20 protein-coding genes and 1 pseudogene are annotated in these 16,955 nt (G+C 63.5%); 5 read left to right on the forward strand and 16 right to left on the reverse strand.

Going from position 1 to position 16,955, the window contains the following annotated elements; genetic code table 11:
• The coding region (locus ACK5L9_RS09270; protein WP_416911178.1) for an NAD(P)/FAD-dependent oxidoreductase at positions 1-832 on the reverse strand (832 nt) is incomplete at its 3' end.
• 247 nt (positions 833-1,079) lie between these two features.
• On the opposite strand from ACK5L9_RS09270, the gene greA reads away from it, so the two are divergent.
• Together greA and ACK5L9_RS09280 are read left to right on the forward strand one after the other, a co-directional pair.
• Entirely contained in the window at positions 1,080-1,550 is a 471-nt protein-coding gene (greA, locus tag ACK5L9_RS09275; protein ID WP_416911179.1) for a transcription elongation factor GreA, read from the forward strand.
• Between the two features lie 4 nt (positions 1,551-1,554).
• A complete protein-coding gene (locus ACK5L9_RS09280; protein ID WP_416911180.1) occupies positions 1,555-2,478 on the forward strand; it encodes a hypothetical protein in 924 nt (307 codons plus the stop codon).
• Here ACK5L9_RS09280 and ACK5L9_RS09285 read toward each other — a convergent pair.
• A complete protein-coding gene (locus ACK5L9_RS09285) occupies positions 2,475-2,957 on the reverse strand; it encodes a GNAT family N-acetyltransferase (protein ID WP_416911181.1) in 483 nt (160 codons plus the stop codon). The two genes, ACK5L9_RS09280 and ACK5L9_RS09285, sit on opposite strands and share 4 nt — an antisense overlap.
• A gap of 71 nt (positions 2,958-3,028) precedes the next feature.
• Between ACK5L9_RS09285 and ACK5L9_RS09290 the strand changes: the two genes are divergently transcribed.
• A complete protein-coding gene (locus ACK5L9_RS09290; RefSeq protein WP_416911182.1) occupies positions 3,029-3,805 on the forward strand; it encodes an AzlC family ABC transporter permease in 777 nt (258 codons plus the stop codon).
• Positions 3,802-4,137: an AzlD domain-containing protein gene (locus ACK5L9_RS09295; protein WP_416911183.1), complete on the forward strand. Its 336-nt coding sequence runs from the start codon at positions 3,802-3,804 to the stop codon at positions 4,135-4,137. Before ACK5L9_RS09290 ends, ACK5L9_RS09295 begins: the two co-directional genes overlap by 4 nt.
• On the opposite strand, the gene ACK5L9_RS09300 is transcribed toward ACK5L9_RS09295, so the two are convergent.
• The 10 genes from ACK5L9_RS09300 to ACK5L9_RS09345 all read right to left on the reverse strand — a co-directional run bounded on the left by ACK5L9_RS09300 (position 4,122) and on the right by ACK5L9_RS09345 (position 12,415).
• Complete coding sequence (locus tag ACK5L9_RS09300; RefSeq protein ID WP_416911184.1) at positions 4,122-4,748, reverse strand: hypothetical protein; 627 nt, start codon at positions 4,746-4,748, stop codon at positions 4,122-4,124. The two genes, ACK5L9_RS09295 and ACK5L9_RS09300, sit on opposite strands and share 16 nt — an antisense overlap.
• Positions 4,749-4,769: 21 nt before the next feature.
• The gene (locus ACK5L9_RS09305) at positions 4,770-4,907 is read right to left on the reverse strand and encodes an aa3-type cytochrome c oxidase subunit IV (RefSeq protein WP_416911185.1); all 138 of its coding nucleotides are present in this window, start codon (positions 4,905-4,907) and stop codon (positions 4,770-4,772) included.
• Between the two features lie 483 nt (positions 4,908-5,390).
• On the reverse strand, positions 5,391-6,584 hold the full coding sequence (locus ACK5L9_RS09310; RefSeq protein ID WP_416911186.1) for a 3-hydroxybenzoate 6-monooxygenase: 1,194 nt from the start codon (positions 6,582-6,584) through the stop codon (positions 5,391-5,393).
• Between the two features lie 41 nt (positions 6,585-6,625).
• Entirely contained in the window at positions 6,626-7,888 is a 1,263-nt protein-coding gene (locus ACK5L9_RS09315; RefSeq protein ID WP_416911187.1) for a TRAP transporter large permease, read from the reverse strand.
• Positions 7,885-8,403 carry a TRAP transporter small permease gene (locus ACK5L9_RS09320; RefSeq protein WP_416911188.1) on the reverse strand — a complete coding sequence of 173 codons (519 nt, stop codon included), beginning with the start codon at positions 8,401-8,403 and terminating at the stop codon, positions 7,885-7,887. The genes ACK5L9_RS09315 and ACK5L9_RS09320 overlap by 4 nt, the downstream gene beginning before the upstream one ends.
• A complete protein-coding gene (locus ACK5L9_RS09325; protein WP_416911189.1) occupies positions 8,400-9,392 on the reverse strand; it encodes a TRAP transporter substrate-binding protein in 993 nt (330 codons plus the stop codon). The genes ACK5L9_RS09320 and ACK5L9_RS09325 overlap by 4 nt, the downstream gene beginning before the upstream one ends.
• Positions 9,393-9,435: 43 nt before the next feature.
• Positions 9,436-10,068, reverse strand: a complete 633-nt coding sequence (maiA, locus tag ACK5L9_RS09330) for a maleylacetoacetate isomerase (protein ID WP_416911190.1) — start codon at positions 10,066-10,068, stop codon at positions 9,436-9,438.
• Positions 10,068-10,766, reverse strand: coding sequence for a fumarylacetoacetate hydrolase family protein (locus ACK5L9_RS09335; RefSeq protein ID WP_416911191.1), 699 nt, complete (start codon positions 10,764-10,766; stop codon positions 10,068-10,070). The genes maiA and ACK5L9_RS09335 overlap by 1 nt, the downstream gene beginning before the upstream one ends.
• 21 nt (positions 10,767-10,787) lie before the next feature.
• A complete protein-coding gene (locus tag ACK5L9_RS09340) occupies positions 10,788-11,342 on the reverse strand; it encodes a maleylpyruvate isomerase N-terminal domain-containing protein (protein ID WP_416911192.1) in 555 nt (184 codons plus the stop codon).
• Positions 11,339-12,415, reverse strand: coding sequence for a cupin domain-containing protein (locus ACK5L9_RS09345; RefSeq protein WP_416911193.1), 1,077 nt, complete (start codon positions 12,413-12,415; stop codon positions 11,339-11,341). The genes ACK5L9_RS09340 and ACK5L9_RS09345 overlap by 4 nt, the downstream gene beginning before the upstream one ends.
• A gap of 112 nt (positions 12,416-12,527) precedes the next feature.
• On the opposite strand from ACK5L9_RS09345, the gene ACK5L9_RS09350 reads away from it, so the two are divergent.
• Positions 12,528-12,986: a MarR family winged helix-turn-helix transcriptional regulator gene (locus ACK5L9_RS09350; protein ID WP_416911194.1), complete on the forward strand. Its 459-nt coding sequence runs from the start codon at positions 12,528-12,530 to the stop codon at positions 12,984-12,986.
• A 65-nt stretch (positions 12,987-13,051) separates the two neighbouring features.
• Here the strand turns inward: ACK5L9_RS09350 and ACK5L9_RS09355 are convergent.
• The 4 genes and pseudogenes from ACK5L9_RS09355 to rpoD all read right to left on the reverse strand — a co-directional run.
• Positions 13,052-13,284: pseudogene (locus ACK5L9_RS09355) on the reverse strand (transposase); the annotation flags it as partial.
• Positions 13,285-13,352: 68 nt separating this feature from the next.
• Complete coding sequence (gene rmuC / locus ACK5L9_RS09360) at positions 13,353-14,813, reverse strand: DNA recombination protein RmuC (RefSeq protein WP_416911195.1); 1,461 nt, start codon at positions 14,811-14,813, stop codon at positions 13,353-13,355.
• 80 nt (positions 14,814-14,893) lie between these two features.
• Positions 14,894-15,319, reverse strand: coding sequence for a BLUF domain-containing protein (locus ACK5L9_RS09365; RefSeq protein ID WP_416911196.1), 426 nt, complete (start codon positions 15,317-15,319; stop codon positions 14,894-14,896).
• Positions 15,309-16,955 (reverse strand): RNA polymerase sigma factor RpoD (gene rpoD / locus ACK5L9_RS09370; RefSeq protein WP_416911197.1); only part of this gene is annotated, 1,647 nt, incomplete at its 5' end. The genes rpoD and ACK5L9_RS09365, both read right to left, overlap by 11 nt.

Consider the following 16,955-nt stretch of genomic DNA (forward strand, 5'->3'; position numbering starts at 1 on the left):
CCATATAAGGATAAAGATGCGGGTTGGCATAGTTCAGGTGGACGACGAAACCGACCAGAACCTGATTGTTCTCAAGATGATAGATAAAGCTGCCGCCGCCCGCGTTCTTGCCAAGCGGCCCGCCCATCGTATGCACGACCCGGCCCGGATGAACCTTGTCGGGCGCGATTTCCCAGATTTCCTTCATGCCAAGGCCGAATTTCTGCGGCTCGTGCCCATCGGACAGGTTCAGCCGCTCGATGATTTCCTTGGCCAGACTGCCGCGCACGCCCTCGGCGACAAAGACATATTTGCCGTGCAGTTCCATGCCGGGTTCGTATTGCGGCCCCGGCGTGCCATCGGCGTTCAGCCCCATCTCGCCGGCGACCACGCCCCTGACGCGGTCGCCGTCCCAGACGATCTGGCTGGCGGCCATGCCGGGAAACACTTCGACGCCCAACCCCTCGGCCTGTTCGGCCAGCCAGCGGCAGACATTGCCCATGCTGACGATATATTTGCCGTGGTTCGACATCAGCGGCGGCATCGGCCAGTTCGGCACGCGGATCTGCCCGCCCTCGCCCAGCATGAGGAAATTGTCGTCGGTGACTTCGTTGACGACCGGTGCGCCCTGCGCCTTCCAGTCGGGAATCAGCCGGTCCAGCCCGCTGGTGTCCAGCACCGCACCGGACAGGATATGCGCCCCGATCTCGGAACCTTTTTCCAGCACGACCACGTTGATTTCGGGGTCAATCTGTTTCAGCCTTATCGCGGCTGACAGGCCTGCGGGCCCGCCCCCCACGATCACGACATCATATTCCATCGACTCGCGGGTCATATCGGATGCTTCGTTCATGGCTGGACACTTCCCCTGACAACTGGCTTTGCAAAGACCTAGCCTGCCCTTGCGTGCAGGGCAATCGTGACGCGGTGATCCGTTGGCGCGAAAATGCCGCAAATCTGTCCTTACGGACTTGCAATAGGGCCGGAATTGGGGTCTCGTGTCAGGATCGTAAGATCGCGCGCCCCTGCCATCCCGGATGGCGGGGGCGTTCGATTAGCAGTCGAGAGGCAAGGGCAACCCAACCTGGGGCAGGAACGCGATGGAAAAGATACCCATGACCCGCAGCGGCTTTCAGTCGCTGGAAAAAGAACTGACCGAGCTGAAATCGAAGGATCGCCCCGCCGTCATCCGGCAGATTGCCGAGGCGCGCGAACATGGCGACCTGTCCGAAAACGCCGAATACCACGCCGCGCGCGAAAAGCAGGGGTTCATTGAGGGCCGCATCAAGGAACTGGAATCGATCCTGTCCCGGACCGAGGTGATCGACCCGGCCAGATTGTCCGGATCGGTCAAATTCGGCGCGACGGTGCATCTGATCGACGAGGATACCGAGGAAGAGCGTACCTATCAGATCGTCGGCGAGGCCGAGGCCGATATCGAACGCGGCCTGCTGAACATGCGTTCGCCGCTGGCGCGGGCGCTGATCGGCAAGGACGAGGGCGACAGCGTCGAGGTCACGACTCCGGGCGGTCAGCGCAGCTACGAGATCCTTTCGGTCCGGTACGTGTGACGCCATGGCTCTGCCGGATCGCATCGCAACGGTTTCCGGGCTTGCGCTGCCGACGCTGGCCGGTCTGGCGCTGACCGCGGTCTGGCTGACGTTGCTGGCGGTGTTCTGGCTGGTCGTGCCCGGCCCCGAGGCTGCGGGCGGCATCAGCCGTCTGGCAACGTTGATCGGTGCGGTGCTGCCTCTGGTTCTGATCTGGATGGCTGTGGCGCTGATCGGTGCCATTGCGTCGCTGCGCGCCGAGGCGGACGAGCTGCGCCAGCGTCTGTCCGAACTGCGCGAACTTGCCGCTACGCGCGGCAGGCCACCTGCCGCCGCCGCTCAGGCAGAAACCCAGCGTCAGGCCCCTTCCCCGCCGACGCAGCCCGCGACGCGCAATGCGCCGCCGTCGCCCGCGCGCGCGCGTCCGGCGCAGGATATCCGTCAGCAGGCCATGCGCTTTGACGCACCCGAACCGGTCGAGATCGCGACCGAAACCATGATCCGGGCGCTGAATTTTCCGGACGGTCCCGACGACGAACAGGCCATCGCGGCGCTGCGCACGGCCTTGCAGGATCACGACACTTCGCGCGTGCTGCGTGCGGCGCAGGACGTGATCACCCTGCTGGCAGGCCATGACATCTATATGGACGACCTGCCGCCGGACCCCGCGCCCGTCATTATCTGGCGCCGTTTCGCAGAAGGCGCGCGCGGCCCCGCCATCGCCGCCATAGGCGGCATCCACGACCCGACCGCACTGGAGGTCGCATCCGCCCTGTTGCACACGGACGAGATATTTCGCGACGCCGCGCATCATTTCCTGCGTCATTTTGACCTGATGCTGACCCGTTTCCTGTCGCGCCTGGACGATACGCAGGTCGAAATTCTGGCCGATACCCGCGCCGCCCGCGCCTTCATGCTGGTCGGTCGCGCCGCGCACGGCTTTGGTTAAGGCGCGCCCAACGGCTTGCGCAGCACGACGACAACGCCCGACCAGGGCCAGCCAAAGCGACCACGCGTTTCCTCGTGAAATCCAAGCTGGCGGTAAAAGGCCAGCGCCCCCCGGTTTTTCAGCCGCACCTCGGCCCGCAAACCGCCGCGCCCGCGCGTCCGCGCCGCCTGTTCCGCCGCCTCGACCAGCGCCCGCCCGACACCCAGCCGCCGGTCGCGTACCACGATGCCATCAATGACCAGATCGGCGGTCGGAGGCGCGGCGCGGTACAGCAGGCCCACGACGGACCGGCCCTCTGCCAGAAAGCCGCCCGTCTCGTCCCGCAGACCCGCAACCCCCGCAACCCGGCCCGCCCGCATCGCTGCAATGCCGTGGCTGGCGCGCGCGCGCCGTGCCGCCCGCCGGTCGGCGAAGGCTGCACACCACAGGCCTGCGGCTTCGGGCAGGATATGCGCGGGAATCGGATCGCTGATCTGCATGGCGCGGCCTTGCTAATATTTGCGCATCATGCAAGCAAGGTGCCCGGAATTTTCTGCGGATGAAACCCGTCATGTCCCCCTTGCCCACAACAAGCCCCGACCCCCGGCAAACCACCGCCGAGGCGCGCGCGATGGCCCGCAGCCCGCGTCAGGCCTTTCGTCACGGCGTGATCCAGTCGCTGCCTTTTCTGATCGTGATCGTCCCCTTTTCGCTGCTGTTCGGCGTCGTCTCGTCCGAGGCCGGGCTGGACATCGCTCAGACTCTGGGCTTTTCGGTACTGGTGCTGGCCGGAGCCTCGCAATTCACCGCGCTGCAACTGCTGACCGATCACGCGCCCGCCATTGTGGTGATCCTGTCGGGGCTGGCGGTCAATCTGCGGATGGCGATGTATTCTGCATCACTGGTGCCGTGGCTGCGTCAGGCGACAGGCCGGCAAAAGGCCGGGATCGCCTATATGCTGATCGATCAAAGCTTTGCCCTTTCGATCCAGCATTACGAACGTTATCCCCGGCTGACCATGCCGCAACGGATGGGCTATTTCTTTGGTGCGGCGACTGCGCTGTGCGTGCCGTGGATCCTGGTGTCCTGGCTGGGGGCGACACTGGGGCGGTCGATACCGGACAGTATCGCGCTGGATTTCGCCATGCCGATCACCTTTCTGGCGATGATCGCACCGATGCTGAAAAGCGTGGCGCATCTGACGGCCTGCCTTGTCTCGATCACCGGCGCGTTGCTGCTTGCGGGGCTGCCCTCGGGGACGGGGCTGCTGATCGCCGCGCCCCTTGGCATGGCGGCGGGGGCGTGGTGCGAGCTGGCTGTTGAACGCCGCCGAGAGGCGCGGTCATGACCGCGCTGCCCCCCGCCCATGTCATCTGGACCATCATCATCGTCATGGGCATCGGCACCTTTCTGATCCGCTGGTCGTTTCTGGGTGCCCTTGGCAATCGCGACCTGCCGCAATGGGTGCTGCGGATGCTGCGTTATACGCCCGTGGCGGTGCTGCCCGCGCTGGTTGCACCGCTGGTCATGTGGCCCGCCGCGACCGAAGGCCAGCCCGACCCCGCCCGTCTGACCGCCGCTGCGGTCACGGTGGCGGTCGGGGTACTGACGAAAAATGTCGTGCTGACCATCGTGGCCGGTGCGGGCACGCTGGTCACGATGCTTTACGCTCTGGGATAGCCGGTCAGAATGCCGTCCTTCTGGCGAATCAGCACATCATGGTTATTCGCCGGATCGCCGTCCCGGAACTGCTGCGAGGTCACACCCGGCAGGGTCAGGAACCAGTCGCGCAGCTTTGTCGGGGAAAAACCAGTCGGCGCGCCCTCAAAGCCCGGCACGCCCTTGAGAACCGTCCCGGTTTCGACCGCGCAGAAATTCTTGCTTGATGCGCCGTTCTGTTCGGCCCGGCGGATGGCGATATCGGCCACCTCGCGACTGACCCGGACCGTATCGGCGGCAACCCACCAGGTCACGCGGGCGTGATAATCAATATAGTAATGCTTGAAATTGTCGGTGATCCCGTACAGCACATCATGCCGTTCCGGGATCCGGGGGTGATGCCAGCTACCCGCCGGGTCATAGATCACCCGCTGGCTGCCATTGATCATCAGCCCCGAATGTCCGCCCTGCCCGCGCGGGATGCCGATCACCGTAAACAGAGTGATCGAGGGCGGCTCGTCCGAGATAAAACGCGCCTGCCGCAGCGCCTCGTCGCTGGCCCAGATATTATCCGCACCACAAGCAGACAAAAGCACCGGCAGCGAGGCCGCAAGGAAGGCACGTCGTTTCATCGTCAAGGTCCGCCGAAAGCGTCAGGAATTGGCAAGCGCCATAAAGATCAGCACCACGATGGCGGCGATGGATACGCCGGTCGCGAATTTGACAAAGCCGGTAAAGGTCTTCTGCTGCTGGGTGATTCCCATCGTGCCGTGCTTGTGTTCCGTCGCCATATTCGTCCCTCCGGTTTCACGTTGCCCATGCGATAGCCGAAACAGCACGTCCTGTCACTGTCAGATTTCAATGGCTTTTGACACGCCGCCTCTTGTCCCGCCGGGCGATCCACGGCTTCGCCCGGCCTTTGGCGCGGCATGTTCGGATGACGATGATGCGGGACGACGCCGTCATACCCCCCGATGACCCGGCCCGGAAACAGGGCGCAGCGCTGCGCCGGGCCGGCGGTGGTCCGCTGACCCTCTGTTGCGCTTGCCGTCGGCTTGATGCCGTCGTTGGGAGCAGACGGCAGAGGGCGCAATGTGGATTGCGCAGCGTTCCCGGCAGTCCTGTCAAGGAATACGGTGCCCGGCCCCGCCATCCGCAGCCTGACCGCGCGCGAAGCGCGCGCCCGGCCGGGCGGCAGCGCGCGGGGCGGGCTTTGCCCGAACCGCACCCCCTTCCCCGATACGACCCGGTGCCGGGTTTGCTGCGGGCCGGGGTCAGCCGACTGCGCCTTCCAGCCCGGTCGAGCCGTATAGCCAGCCCACAGCATCGAACCACTGTGCAGGCGATTTCGCCCGCATCACCGCGTTGCGCAGGTCGGCATGCGCGCCTGCGGGGTGATAGACATGCTGGCCGATCTCGCGCGATTGCAGTTGCACGCGGGCGGTGCGATGGCGGCGCAATTCCTGATAGGCGGACAGGGCGCGGTCCTGATCCTCGCCATGCCGGTCCAGCATGGCCGACAGGGCCACGGCATCCTCCATCGCCATGCAGGCACCCTGCGCGAAATATTGCAGCATCGGATGCGCCGCGTCACCCAGCAGCACCACGCGCCCATCGATCCAGTTCTGCACCGGCTCGCGGTCGCACAGCACCCAGCGTTTCCAGTCCTGCCCGCGCTCGATGATCTGGCGGGCGACGGGGTTCACGTGTTCAAAGCCCTTGCGGACCTCGGCGTGATCGACGGGCACGCCGGCCTCGGGCGAGGGTGCGTCGTTGTGATAGGTGACAACCAGATTGAACACCTTCCAGCCCTTCAGCGGGTAATGCACGATATGGCATTTCGGCCCCGCCCACAGGGTCGCGGCGTTCCAGCGCAGATCCTCGGGCATCTGGTCCGTCGGAATGACCGAGCGATAGGTCGTGTGCCCCGACACGCGCGGCGCACCGTCACCGACCAGTTGCCCGCGGATATTCGACCACAGCCCGTCCGCACCGACCAGCAAGCGTCCGACAAGGCGCTCGCCCGATTTCAGGATCGCGGTGGCGGTCGCGCCATCCTGTTCATAGCCCGTGACCTCGGAACTGGTGCGCAGGCTGATCAGCGGGTGATCCTGACAGGCCTTCAGAAAGATGCTGTGCAGGTCGCCGCGATGGATCACCGCATAGGGATTGCGGAAATGCGCGCGAAAGGCGTCGTCCAGCGGGATGCGGGTGATTTCCTCGCCGCTGATGGCGTCCATCAGGCGCAGGCTGTCGATATAGACGGCAATCCCGCGCGCGGCCTCGCCCACACCCAGATAGTCGAAGGCGTGAAAGGCGTTGGGGCCAAGCTGGATACCTGCGCCGATTTCGCCCAGTTGCCGGGCGCGTTCCATCACCAGCGAGGGAATGCCCTTTTGCGCAAGGCCGATGGCGGTGGCAAGCCCACCGATGCCACCGCCCGCGATCAATACGGGGTGGTTCGTCATGATAAACCTCCTTTGCAAGGCGGGCGCGGCAGCCCGCCGGGTCAGAACGGCCTGACGGCCCAGGGGACGAGGATGACCATCAGGATGACGGCGATGGACGCCAGGATATAGGGCGCGACCAGCCGTGACAGACGCATGATCGGAATGTCCGACATGGCCGCCGCGATATAGAGGCCGGTGCCCACGGGCGGGGTCAGCAACCCCAGCACAAGGGTCAGCGACATCACCACGCCGAACTGGATCGGGTCGATCCCATAGTTCGAGATCGCCACCGGCAGCAGGATCGGCGTCAGGATAATCAGCGCGGCAATGCCGTCGAGAAACATCCCCACCACCATCAGCGCCAGCATGATCAGCAGCATGAACACGGTCGGATCGTCGGTCAGCGACACGATAAATGCCGCAACCGCCTGTGGCACCTGATTGAAGGTCAGTACCCAGCCGAACACCTTGGCCGCCATGATCAGGAACAGCACGATGGCGGTGTTCGTCACCGTGCGGTCGATGATCGCGGGCAGCCGGTTCAGCGGCAATTCACGGAACACCAGCGCACCAAAGATCAGCGCCACGACGATGGCGATGGCCGCGCTTTCAGTGGGCGTGAACAGCCCGCCGCTGATGCCTCCGATAATGGTCAGCGGGATCAGCATGGTGGCAAGGCCGGGGATTGTGGCCTTCAGCCGCGATCCCTCGGGCAGCGGCGCGCCGCCATGGGCCGGGTCGCGGTGCCGCCCCGCCTGCCACAATGCGATGCCAAGGATCAACGCGAACAGCACCACCCCCGGCACGATGCCTGCCATGAACATATCCGCGATCGAGACCTGCGCAATCACCCCGAAGATGATGAAGATCATCGAGGGCGGAATGATCGGCCCCAGCAGCCCGGCGCTGGCGGTGATCGAGGCCGCATAGCCCCGGTCATAGCCGTCCTTCTGCATCTCGGGGACGACGACCCGCGACATCACCGCCATCTGCGCCGTGGCCGATCCCATGATCGCGGCCAGCGCAAGGTTGGCGACAAGATTCACGATCACCAGATTATGCGGCAACCGCACCAGCCAGACCCGCGCGGCGATGATGATCCGCCGGGTCAGGCCGCTTTCGTTCATGATCTCGCCCAGCAGCACGAAAAGCGGGATCGCCAGCAGGTCGAAATTCTCGACCGAGCCGAACAGGATCTGCGGGATCGAACCCAGAATTTGCAGATTGCCGCTGGTGACGACAAAGACCAGCGTGGCGGCCAGCAGCACAAAGGCTATGGGCATGGCCGCCAGCATCAGGGTCAGAAAGGACAGGCCGGTCACAGCTCGATTCCCTTGTTCGATGACAGTTCGATATCGGCGTCGCGGCCTAGTGCCTCGGCGAAATCGGCCAGCACGTGAATCAGCGCGCAAGCTGAAAAGATCGGCACGATCCAGAAGAACGGTGCCTTGGCCCAGCCGGTTGTGATGATCTGTTCGAATTCGACCACGGGCGACGTGACCCATTTCGCCGAATACCACAGCAGCACGCCCAGAATCGCCGCGACAAGCGCCAGAACCACGATGTCGATACGGTGACGCAACCGGTGCCCCAGCCGTCCGGTCAGCAGCGTGACCCCGATCTGGGCGCGGTCATGCACGGTGATCGAGGTGGCGACGAAGGCCAGCCAGACCAGCATGATCGCGGCCAGTTCCTCGGCGAATACGATGGGGCGGCCATAGACATACCGCATCGCGACATTGGCCACGATCAGCCCCACGAACCCCACCACCAGAACGCGGCTGGCCCATCGTTCGACATGGGCCAGCAGATGGGAAAACCCGGACAGCCAGGTCATTGCGCCTCGACCTGCGAGATAAAGCTCTGGATGATCTCATCTCCGGCAAAGCTGTCGCGCACGGCCTGATTGGCGGTGCCAAAGACCTCGGCACCGTTTTCCAGCGTCACGATCTCAACCTTGCCCTCCAGCGCGGCGAGGTTCGATTTCTCGGCCTCGACCTGCTGCTGCGTACCCCAGTCCAGCGCCTCTTTGACCACTTCCGTATAGGCGGTTTTCTGATCTTCGGTCAGCGAATTCCAGGTCATCTGGCTGACCACCATCACTGCCGGGAAGGGCATGTGGTTGGTGATGGTCAGGCCCTTGGCGACCTCGTCGAATTTCAGGCCGACCAGCGCGTCAAGGTCGATGTCGATCCCGTCCAGCAGCCCGCTTTGCAGGCCCTGATACACCTCGGTCAGATTCACGGGCGTCGGCACGGCGCCCACGGCCTCCCACCAGGTTTTCATGGCCGGGAAGGGCACGATGCGCATTTTCTTGTCGGCCAGATCATCGGGCGAGGTGGCGGGCGCATCCTTCATCAGGATGTGGCGCTGCCCGGCAAAGGTATAACCAAGCCCGACCAGCCCGGCGCGCTGCAATTGCGCCAGCATATCCTGCGCGGCGGGGGTTTCGGCGGCCTTCGCGGCGGCACTGACATCGGCGAACAGATAGGGCGTGAACCAGCCCTGCAGCGACGGCGCGCGAAGGCTGCTGATCGCCGCAGTCATCAGGCCGGTATCCAGCAGGCCGGTGGACATCTGCTGGAACATCTCTTGTTCAAGTCCAAGCTGGCCTGCGGGAAACACGGCCAGCGTCAGTTCGCCATTCGTCGCCTCGGGCAGCTTTTCGGCCATGCGGTTGGCAACCTTGGTCCAGACATGGCTGGGCGGCGTGATCACCCCCATGCGCAATTCGCGCGCATCGGCGGCCCCGGCAACCGAGGCCAGCGCGGCGGTGGCAAATGCGGCGGTCATGGCCGCGCGGCGGGTGAGTTTCGTGAACGACATGCGTTTCCTCCCTGAAGGTCGATACTGGTTATTGGGCGTCGGGTTATTGGGCGTCGGGCTGACGCGCGGGATGCGCGTCGGTAAATTCGGGCATCGCCTCGCAGGCCGCGCGGATTTCGCGCAGGCGCGGATAAGCGGCGGTGTCGAGGCCGAAACGGTCGGCGGAAAACATCTGCGGAATCAGGCATATGTCAGCCAGGCCGGGGGTGTCGCCAAAGGTGAACCGACCCCTGCCCCGCGCCGCGACAGCCTCGCAGGCGGTCAGCCCCTCGGCGATCCAGTGACGGCACCAGGCATCGGCCCCGGCCTGATCCTGCCCATGGTTTTCCTTGATGAAATTCAGCACCCGCAGGTTCTGCAGCGGATGAACCTCGCAGGCGATGATCTGGGCAAAGGCCCGGACCTGCGCCTTGTCGGTCGGGTCCGCAGGCAGCAGCGCCGGTTCGGGATGGGTTTCGTCCAGCCATTCGATGATGGCCAGCGACTGCGCCAGCTTTGCCTCACCCGTGTCCAGAACCGGCACCAGCCCCTGCGGGTTTGCCGCCAGATATTCCGCTGACCGGTGCGCCTTGTCCCGCAGGTTGACCGGCACAAACTCTGGCCTCAGCCCTTTCAGGTTAAAGGCAATCCGGCAGCGATAGGCCGATGAGGACCGGAAATACCCGTAAAAACGCATTATTCCGGTGCCCCCACGGTCAGATCGACCGGGGCCAGCCCGTCGATACTGCCATGGATCACCGCGCCCGGCTTGACCGCGCCGACGCCTGCGGGCGTGCCGGTATAGATCAGGTCGCCCGGCGCGAGGTGATAGAATTTCGACAGATCCGAGACCAGCTCGGCCACCGACCAGATCAGATCGGACAGACGCGAATCCTGCCGCAACTCGCCATCCACGGTCAGTTGAATGCGCTGATCGCCGATGGTGCCGAAATCGGCGGCGCGGGTGATCGGCGCGATGACGGCGCTGCCCTCGACATCCTTGCCCAGATCCCACGGGCGCTGCTTGGCGCGGGCGGCCAGTTGCAGGTCGCGCCGGGTCATGTCCAGCCCGCAAGCATAGCCATAAACCGCATCCAAGGCCTCGGCGACGGACACGCGAAACACCGGCTTGCCGATGGCCGCGACAAATTCCATCTCGTAATGGAAATTCTCGGTACCGGGCGGATAAGGAAAGCTTTGCCCGGTATGCAGGATCGTCAAAGCGGATTTGGTGAAATAGAACGGAGCCTCGCGATCCACCTCGACCCCCATCTCGGCGGCATGGGCGGCATAGTTGCGGCCCACGCAAAAGACGCGGTGCACGGGATAGGTGGCGGTTTCGCCCTGAACGGGCACGGTCGGCCATGCGGGCGAGGCGAAAAGGGTCTGGGTCATCGTTGCTTTCCTTTGGTAAAATCAGTCCTTGCAGGCGGCTGCGATATCTGCGGGCAGATCACGCATCCGACCTCCGGCATTCAGTTCCAGCGCCGCGCGCCACAGCGTCACGGCACGCAGATACGGCGTCTCGCGGACGGGCACCCTGCCCGACCGCAGCGATATGGTTGCGTCCCATTCTGCGTCATTCAGGTCGCGCCAGACAACATTCAGATGAATAGCGGCGTGATCGGCCAGATGACGCAGGGCGCGGGCGGGCAGCGTTTCGGCCAGATCCAGCGCCGCCGGGCCGGTTTCGGCCCGCTCGCCGGACTTGCCAGTCGCATCCTCCAGCGCCTGCGCCATCTCGCGCGCCTGAAGCGCAGCTTCGGCAATGACGCGGCGGCGGGTCCAGCCGGGCCGGGCCGATCCGTCCCACATGGCAGCATCGTCAAGCTGCGACAGGACGCGCGCAAAATAGGCCGTGCCGCGCCTTGCATGATCCAGCGGCACGGCAGGCGCGGCATCGGCGTCGTAACGCGCGCCCGCCCCCTGCCGCGCGCGCAGATCAGCGCGCGCCCGGTCCAGATCGCTCATGCTTCGGGCTCGATCATGCTGCGTTGAAAGTTCAGCCGTTCCATGATCGGAGCGTCGGAAAAGCGGAACAGGTCGAACTGCGTTTCCGCCTGCAAGGACCACGCCACCCATGACGGGATGACGAAGATGTCGCCCTTGTCCAGCGGTGTCGTTTCGCCGTTCATCACCACCGCGCCGCGCCCCTCGAACACCTGGAACACGGTCGATCCAACCTCGCGCCGCGTCGGCGTCTGCGTGCCTTCGCGCAGGCGGTGAAACTCGGCCCGGATGGTCGGCATCACATCTCCGCCGGTGGTCGGGTTGACATAGCGGATGGCGGCATGCCCCTGTTCGACGGTGGCGGGCTGCCCCTCGTCCTCAAGCAGCAATTGCTGGGTCAGGGCGGCATCGGTAAATTCCCAGCGATAGGCACCGATGGGGCTGGCGGCGGTATTCTGCAATTGCGACAGCGGGCGCAGGCCCGGATGGCACCACAGCCTTTCGCCACGGGAATATCGCGGCGTGGCGTAATCGGTCACGCGGTCGGCGCCAAATTCGAAAAAGCCGACATCATTGTGAAAGCTGAAGGGAATATCCAGCCCGTCGATCCAGGCCATGGGATGATCCGTGTCGTTATGGTGGCCGTGAAAGCACCAGCCCGGCGTCAGCAGGAAATCGCCCCGGCTCATCCGCACCGGGTCGCCGTTCACGACGGTCCAGACCCCCTCGCCCTCGACCACGAAACGAAAGGCGTTTTGCGAATGACGGTGTTCGGGCGCGGTTTCGCGCGGGCCAAGATACTGGATCGCGCACCACAGCGTCGGCGAAACATAGGCCTCGCCGCCCAGTCCGGGATTGGCAAGGCCGATGGCGCGACGCTCTCCGCCCCGGCCAACCGGCACCAGATCACCCGACTGTTTGGCCAGCGGATAGAGATCGGCCCATTTCCAGACATGCGCGACCGCCTTCGGGCGCGGATGGACCGGCATCAGATCGCCAAGCTGCGTCCACAGCGGGTTCAGGTGATGATCCCTGAAGCCCTGATAAAGCCTGCGCAATTCCGGCGTGTCTTCGGGTTGCATGGCATTGTCCATGACACATCTCCTCCGCTTTTCTTTTCGTTTTCTATTGATATGTATACTAATCATATGTACACATGTCAATAGGATCGTTGCTTTCGCCATTTCAGGTAGTAATGAGCACGCCATGACGCAGATTTATGATCTTCCCGGCCACCTGATCCGCCGCCTGCACCAAATCTCGGCGGCGCTGTTCGCTGCGCAGATGAAAGAAGCGGGATTCGTGCTGACGCCCGTGCAATACGGCGCGCTGGCCAGCCTGCGCGATCATCCCGGCATCGATCAGGCCACGCTGGCCGGGCTGATCGCCTATGACCGGGCGACAATCGGGGGCGTGGTGTCGCGGCTGGAAAGCCGGGGTTATATCGAACGCAAGGTGCGCGACGACGACCGCCGCGCCCGCAGCCTGTCCCTGACCGAGCGGGGCGAATCGCTGTTACTGACCATCCAGCCCGCCGTCCGCGCCACGCAACAACAGATTCTGGCCCAGTTGGACGAGGAAGAACGCGATCAGTTCATGCGGCTTCTGGGCAAGCTGACCGAAACGGGCAACCATCTCAGCCGGTCGCCCTTTGAGGATATCTGACAGATCGGCCGGGCCGACACGCGCCTATGCCAACCGCGCGGACTATAAAAGCCGCTGATGACATCCATCGACGCCTTCGGCCCATGTTCGCGCAGGACTTTCTGATAGTCATGCGAACAGTATTGGCTGCCGCAATCGCTGTGGAAGATACAGCCCTTGTGCGGTGATCGCAGGGCGATGGCCATCTTCAGGGCCCTGATCGCCAGATCGCGTTTCATGCGGTTGCTGACGGTCAGCCGATGACGCGCCGGGAATGCAGATCGAGGATGACGGCGAGATGCAGCCACCCCGCACGGGTTCAGATATAGCTGATATATAGCTGACGAAAGCCATTCGCGTTGAGCTTAGACCTTCTCCTTATAAAAATCACTCTGCCGCTTCAGTGCCTTGCGATCCTGTCGGGACCGGCAGGTCGTTGTCATGATCCAGCCCGATCTTGCGTTGCGTCCGCGCGCCAAGTTCGCGCAGCATCTCGACCTGGCGGATGACATTGCCGGGGCCGCGTGTCAGGCGGTCCACGGCCTGACTGTGGGCGCGGGTCGCGGCGTCCAGCGATTTGCCGACCACCTCCAGCGATTCCACGAAACCCGCGACCTTGTCATAAAGCTGCCCGGCGCGGCCTGCGATCTCCAGCGCGTTGGTTTCGCGCCGCTCGACCGCCCAGACATGTTCAACCGTGCGCAGCGTCAGCATCAGCGTCGTCGGCGTGGTCAGCCCGACGCCGCGCTCCAGCGCGAAAGAGGCCAGCCCCGGATCTGCGCGCAAAGCGTCCGAGAACGCGGCTTCAATCGGGATGAACATCAACACGTAATCGACTGAAGAATCGTCCATTTGCTGATAGCCTTTCGCGGCCAGACCGGCGATGTGACTGCGCAGCGCGGCGACGTGGCGACGCAAGCTGGCCTGAACCTGATCGGGATCACCGGCATTCACGGATTGTTCGTAATCGTTCAGCGACACCTTGCTGTCGATGATCATGATCTTGTGGCGCGGCATTCTGACCACGACATCGGGACGCCACAACCTGCCGCCCTCATCGCGAAAACTTGGCTGGATAGTATAATGTATTCCGATTTCTAAACCTGATTCTTCAAGTAATCTCTCAAGAATCATCTCACCCCATGCGCCCTGACGCTGCCTGTCGCCCTTCAGAGCGCGGGTCAGGTTCACTGCCTCGCGCGATACCTGCTCTGATCGCTGATGCAGTGCCGTGATTTGCTCTCTCAATCTCGCGGATTCTTCGTCCAAAACCTTGTTTCTACTTTGCAATTCTGTTTGAAACCGATGGACTTGATCGCGAAACGGGGTCAGCAGCGCTGACAATTGCTCTCCCTGTACCTTATGCATGTCGGCCCCCTGAACGCGCAGGGTCTCGGTCGCCATCAACCTGAACTGCCCGGTCATTTCCTCGCGCAAATCGCGCAGGGTCGCGATTTCGCGCGCTGCGGACTCGCGGTCTTTGGCGGCAAGCAGACGCGCCTCGGCCAGTTCGGTTTGCAGGCGTGCGACCTGCTGGCGCGCCTGATGCAGAGCGTCGGTCAACCCGTCGCGTTCCTCGGTCAGCTCGGCAAGCCGTGCATCCTGGGTTTCCAGCCGAACGTCTTGCTGACTGCCCCGTAATTCCAGCTTGCGGGCCTGTTGCTGCGCCCCGGCCAAAGCTTCGGTCTGTCGCGCCCCGGCGTCATGCGCCGCCACCGCCTCGCGACGCCAGCGCGCGGCCATGTACCACAACAACAGCAACGCGGCCGCCGCCGCTGCAAGCAACATCTGGACGCGCGCCAGATCACCGAACCATTCCCCGATCCGGCCCCAGGGATCCTGCGGCATGACACCTCCTGCCCACGGTTTGTTGCTGTATTGTTCTTGTTTTGATGCAGATGCGCAAGCCGCCAGGCATGGCCCGGCAGTCAGGAACCGACAGCCTGAAGGAACGCGGCCACACCCCGCGCATAGGCCGGCCGGTCGCGGGTCGGGATATTGCGGGCCAACAGCCAGTCCATAAAGGACGCATCGCCCTTGTCGGAATAGCGCATCCGCCATCCCTGAAAGCGGCGGCGGTCCAGCGGCCCCTGCCCCAGAACGGTAATGTCATCATGCCGGTGATCGCGCGTGATCAGCGCGATCACCGCCGTCAGCGCCGCGCCCGGCCCCTCCAGCCATTGAAAGAACAGCCCATCCTCGTGATGCAGGCAGCCGGTCAGGTGCAGCTTCTGGTTCCGGTTGCGGGCACTGGCGACGATATTCCGCAGGTCCACCGGACGCAGCCACGCCGCAGCGTTGCTGCGATACAGGAAATACCCAAGCCCGTGATCAGGAAGCGGCTCACTGGTCAAGGAATGACCGCAGCTTTCTGCTGCGCGACGGATGCTTGAGCTTGCGCAGCGCCTTTGCCTCGATCTGACGGATGCGTTCGCGGGTAACGCTGAATTGCTGGCCTACCTCTTCCAGGGTGTGATCGGTGTTCATGCCGATGCCAAAGCGCATGCGCAGCACCCGTTCCTCGCGCGGGGTCAGGCTGGCCAGAACGCGGGTCGTGGTTTCCTTGAGGTTTTCCTGAATGGCGCTGTCCAGCGGCAGCACGGCATTCTTGTCCTCGATGAAATCGCCAAGCTGGCTGTCCTCTTCGTCGCCGATGGGGGTTTCAAGGCTGATCGGTTCCTTGGCGATTTTCATCACCTTGCGAACCTTTTCCAGCGGCATTTGCAGCTTTTCGGCCAGTTCCTCGGGCGTGGGCTCGCGACCGATTTCATGCAGCATCTGGCGGCCGGTGCGCACCAGCTTGTTGATCGTCTCGATCATGTGGACCGGGATGCGGATGGTGCGGGCCTGATCGGCGATGCTGCGCGTGATCGCCTGCCGGATCCACCATGTCGCATAGGTCGAGAACTTGTAGCCCCGGCGGTATTCGAACTTGTCCACCGCCTTCATCAACCCGATATTGCCTTCCTGGATGAGATCGAGGAATTGCAGGCCCCGGTTGGTGTATTTCTTGGCGATCGAGATGACCAGCCGCAGGTTCGCCTCGACCATTTCCTTCTTGGCCTGACGCGCCTCTTTCTCGCCCCGCTGGACCTGGCTGACGATGCGGCGGAATTCCTCGATATCGACACCGACATATTGACCGACCTCGGCCATGTCGCCGCGCAGCTTTTCGACCTGATCGCGAGAGCGTTCGAACAGCGCCTGCCAGCCGCGACCCTTGTTTTCCAGCATCCGATCAACCCAGGCCGGGTCAAGCTCCGCACCGCGATAGGCATCGATGAATTCGCGCCGGTTGATGCGGGCGGCATCGGCCAGCTTCACCATGCCCGAGTCGATGGACACAATGCGGCGGTTGATGCCGTAAAGCTGGTCGACAAGCGCCTCGATCCGGTTGTTGTGCAGGTGAAGAGAGTTTACCAGCACCACAATTTCGCTGCGCAATTTCTGATAGGCGATTTCGGCGGCGGCTGAAAAACTGCCATCCTCGTTCAGCGTCGCGGACATGCGTTGATCCTGCATGTCGGCAAGGTTTTCATAGTCGCGGGCAATCGCCTCAAGTGTCTCAAGCACTTGCGGCTTGAGACTGGCCTCCATCGCGGCCAGTGAAAGATTGGCGCCTTCGTCGTCGTCATCGTCATCCGACTGCATCGGATTGCCGTCTGCATCGGTTTCCTGCTCTCGCTCGGATGAGGGGCGGCTGGTGCTGTTCGCCGCTTCGGGGGACAGCTCTTCTTCCTCACCGTCCTCCATCGACTGGCCAAAGGTGGTTTCCAGGTCGATGACATCGCGCAGCAGGATGTCTTCTTCCAGAAGTTCCTGCCGCCACATGGTGATGGCTTTAAAGGTCAGCGGGCTTTCGCACAGCCCAAGGATCATGGTGTTGCGGCCAGCTTCGATGCGCTTGGCGATGGCGATCTCGCCTTCGCGGCTGAGAAGCTCGACCGAACCCATCTCGCGCAGATACATGCGCACCGGATCATCGGTGCG

Source organism: Paracoccus sp. (in: a-proteobacteria), assembly GCF_047973135.1.
GTDB lineage: Bacteria > Pseudomonadota > Alphaproteobacteria > Rhodobacterales > Rhodobacteraceae > Paracoccus.

What these genes read in the sequence shown, in the direction of transcription:
- greA (WP_416911179.1), top strand. Translation starts at nt 1,080, where the DNA reads ATGGAAAAGATACCCATGACCCGCAGCGGCTTTCAGTCGCTGGAAAAA.
- ACK5L9_RS09280 (WP_416911180.1), top strand. Translation starts at nt 1,555, where the DNA reads ATGGCTCTGCCGGATCGCATCGCAACGGTTTCCGGGCTTGCGCTGCCG.
- ACK5L9_RS09285 (WP_416911181.1), bottom strand. Translation starts at nt 2,957, where the DNA reads ATGCAGATCAGCGATCCGATTCCCGCGCATATCCTGCCCGAAGCCGCA.
- ACK5L9_RS09290 (WP_416911182.1), top strand. Translation starts at nt 3,029, where the DNA reads ATGTCCCCCTTGCCCACAACAAGCCCCGACCCCCGGCAAACCACCGCC.
- ACK5L9_RS09295 (WP_416911183.1), top strand. Translation starts at nt 3,802, where the DNA reads ATGACCGCGCTGCCCCCCGCCCATGTCATCTGGACCATCATCATCGTC.
- ACK5L9_RS09300 (WP_416911184.1), bottom strand. Translation starts at nt 4,748, where the DNA reads ATGAAACGACGTGCCTTCCTTGCGGCCTCGCTGCCGGTGCTTTTGTCT.
- ACK5L9_RS09305 (WP_416911185.1), bottom strand. Translation starts at nt 4,907, where the DNA reads ATGGCGACGGAACACAAGCACGGCACGATGGGAATCACCCAGCAGCAG.
- ACK5L9_RS09310 (WP_416911186.1), bottom strand. Translation starts at nt 6,584, where the DNA reads ATGACGAACCACCCCGTATTGATCGCGGGCGGTGGCATCGGTGGGCTT.
- ACK5L9_RS09320 (WP_416911188.1), bottom strand. Translation starts at nt 8,403, where the DNA reads ATGACCTGGCTGTCCGGGTTTTCCCATCTGCTGGCCCATGTCGAACGA.
- ACK5L9_RS09325 (WP_416911189.1), bottom strand. Translation starts at nt 9,392, where the DNA reads ATGTCGTTCACGAAACTCACCCGCCGCGCGGCCATGACCGCCGCATTT.
- maiA (WP_416911190.1), bottom strand. Translation starts at nt 10,068, where the DNA reads ATGCGTTTTTACGGGTATTTCCGGTCCTCATCGGCCTATCGCTGCCGG.
- ACK5L9_RS09335 (WP_416911191.1), bottom strand. Translation starts at nt 10,766, where the DNA reads ATGACCCAGACCCTTTTCGCCTCGCCCGCATGGCCGACCGTGCCCGTT.
- ACK5L9_RS09340 (WP_416911192.1), bottom strand. Translation starts at nt 11,342, where the DNA reads ATGAGCGATCTGGACCGGGCGCGCGCTGATCTGCGCGCGCGGCAGGGG.
- ACK5L9_RS09345 (WP_416911193.1), bottom strand. Translation starts at nt 12,415, where the DNA reads ATGGACAATGCCATGCAACCCGAAGACACGCCGGAATTGCGCAGGCTT.
- ACK5L9_RS09350 (WP_416911194.1), top strand. Translation starts at nt 12,528, where the DNA reads ATGACGCAGATTTATGATCTTCCCGGCCACCTGATCCGCCGCCTGCAC.
- rmuC (WP_416911195.1), bottom strand. Translation starts at nt 14,813, where the DNA reads ATGCCGCAGGATCCCTGGGGCCGGATCGGGGAATGGTTCGGTGATCTG.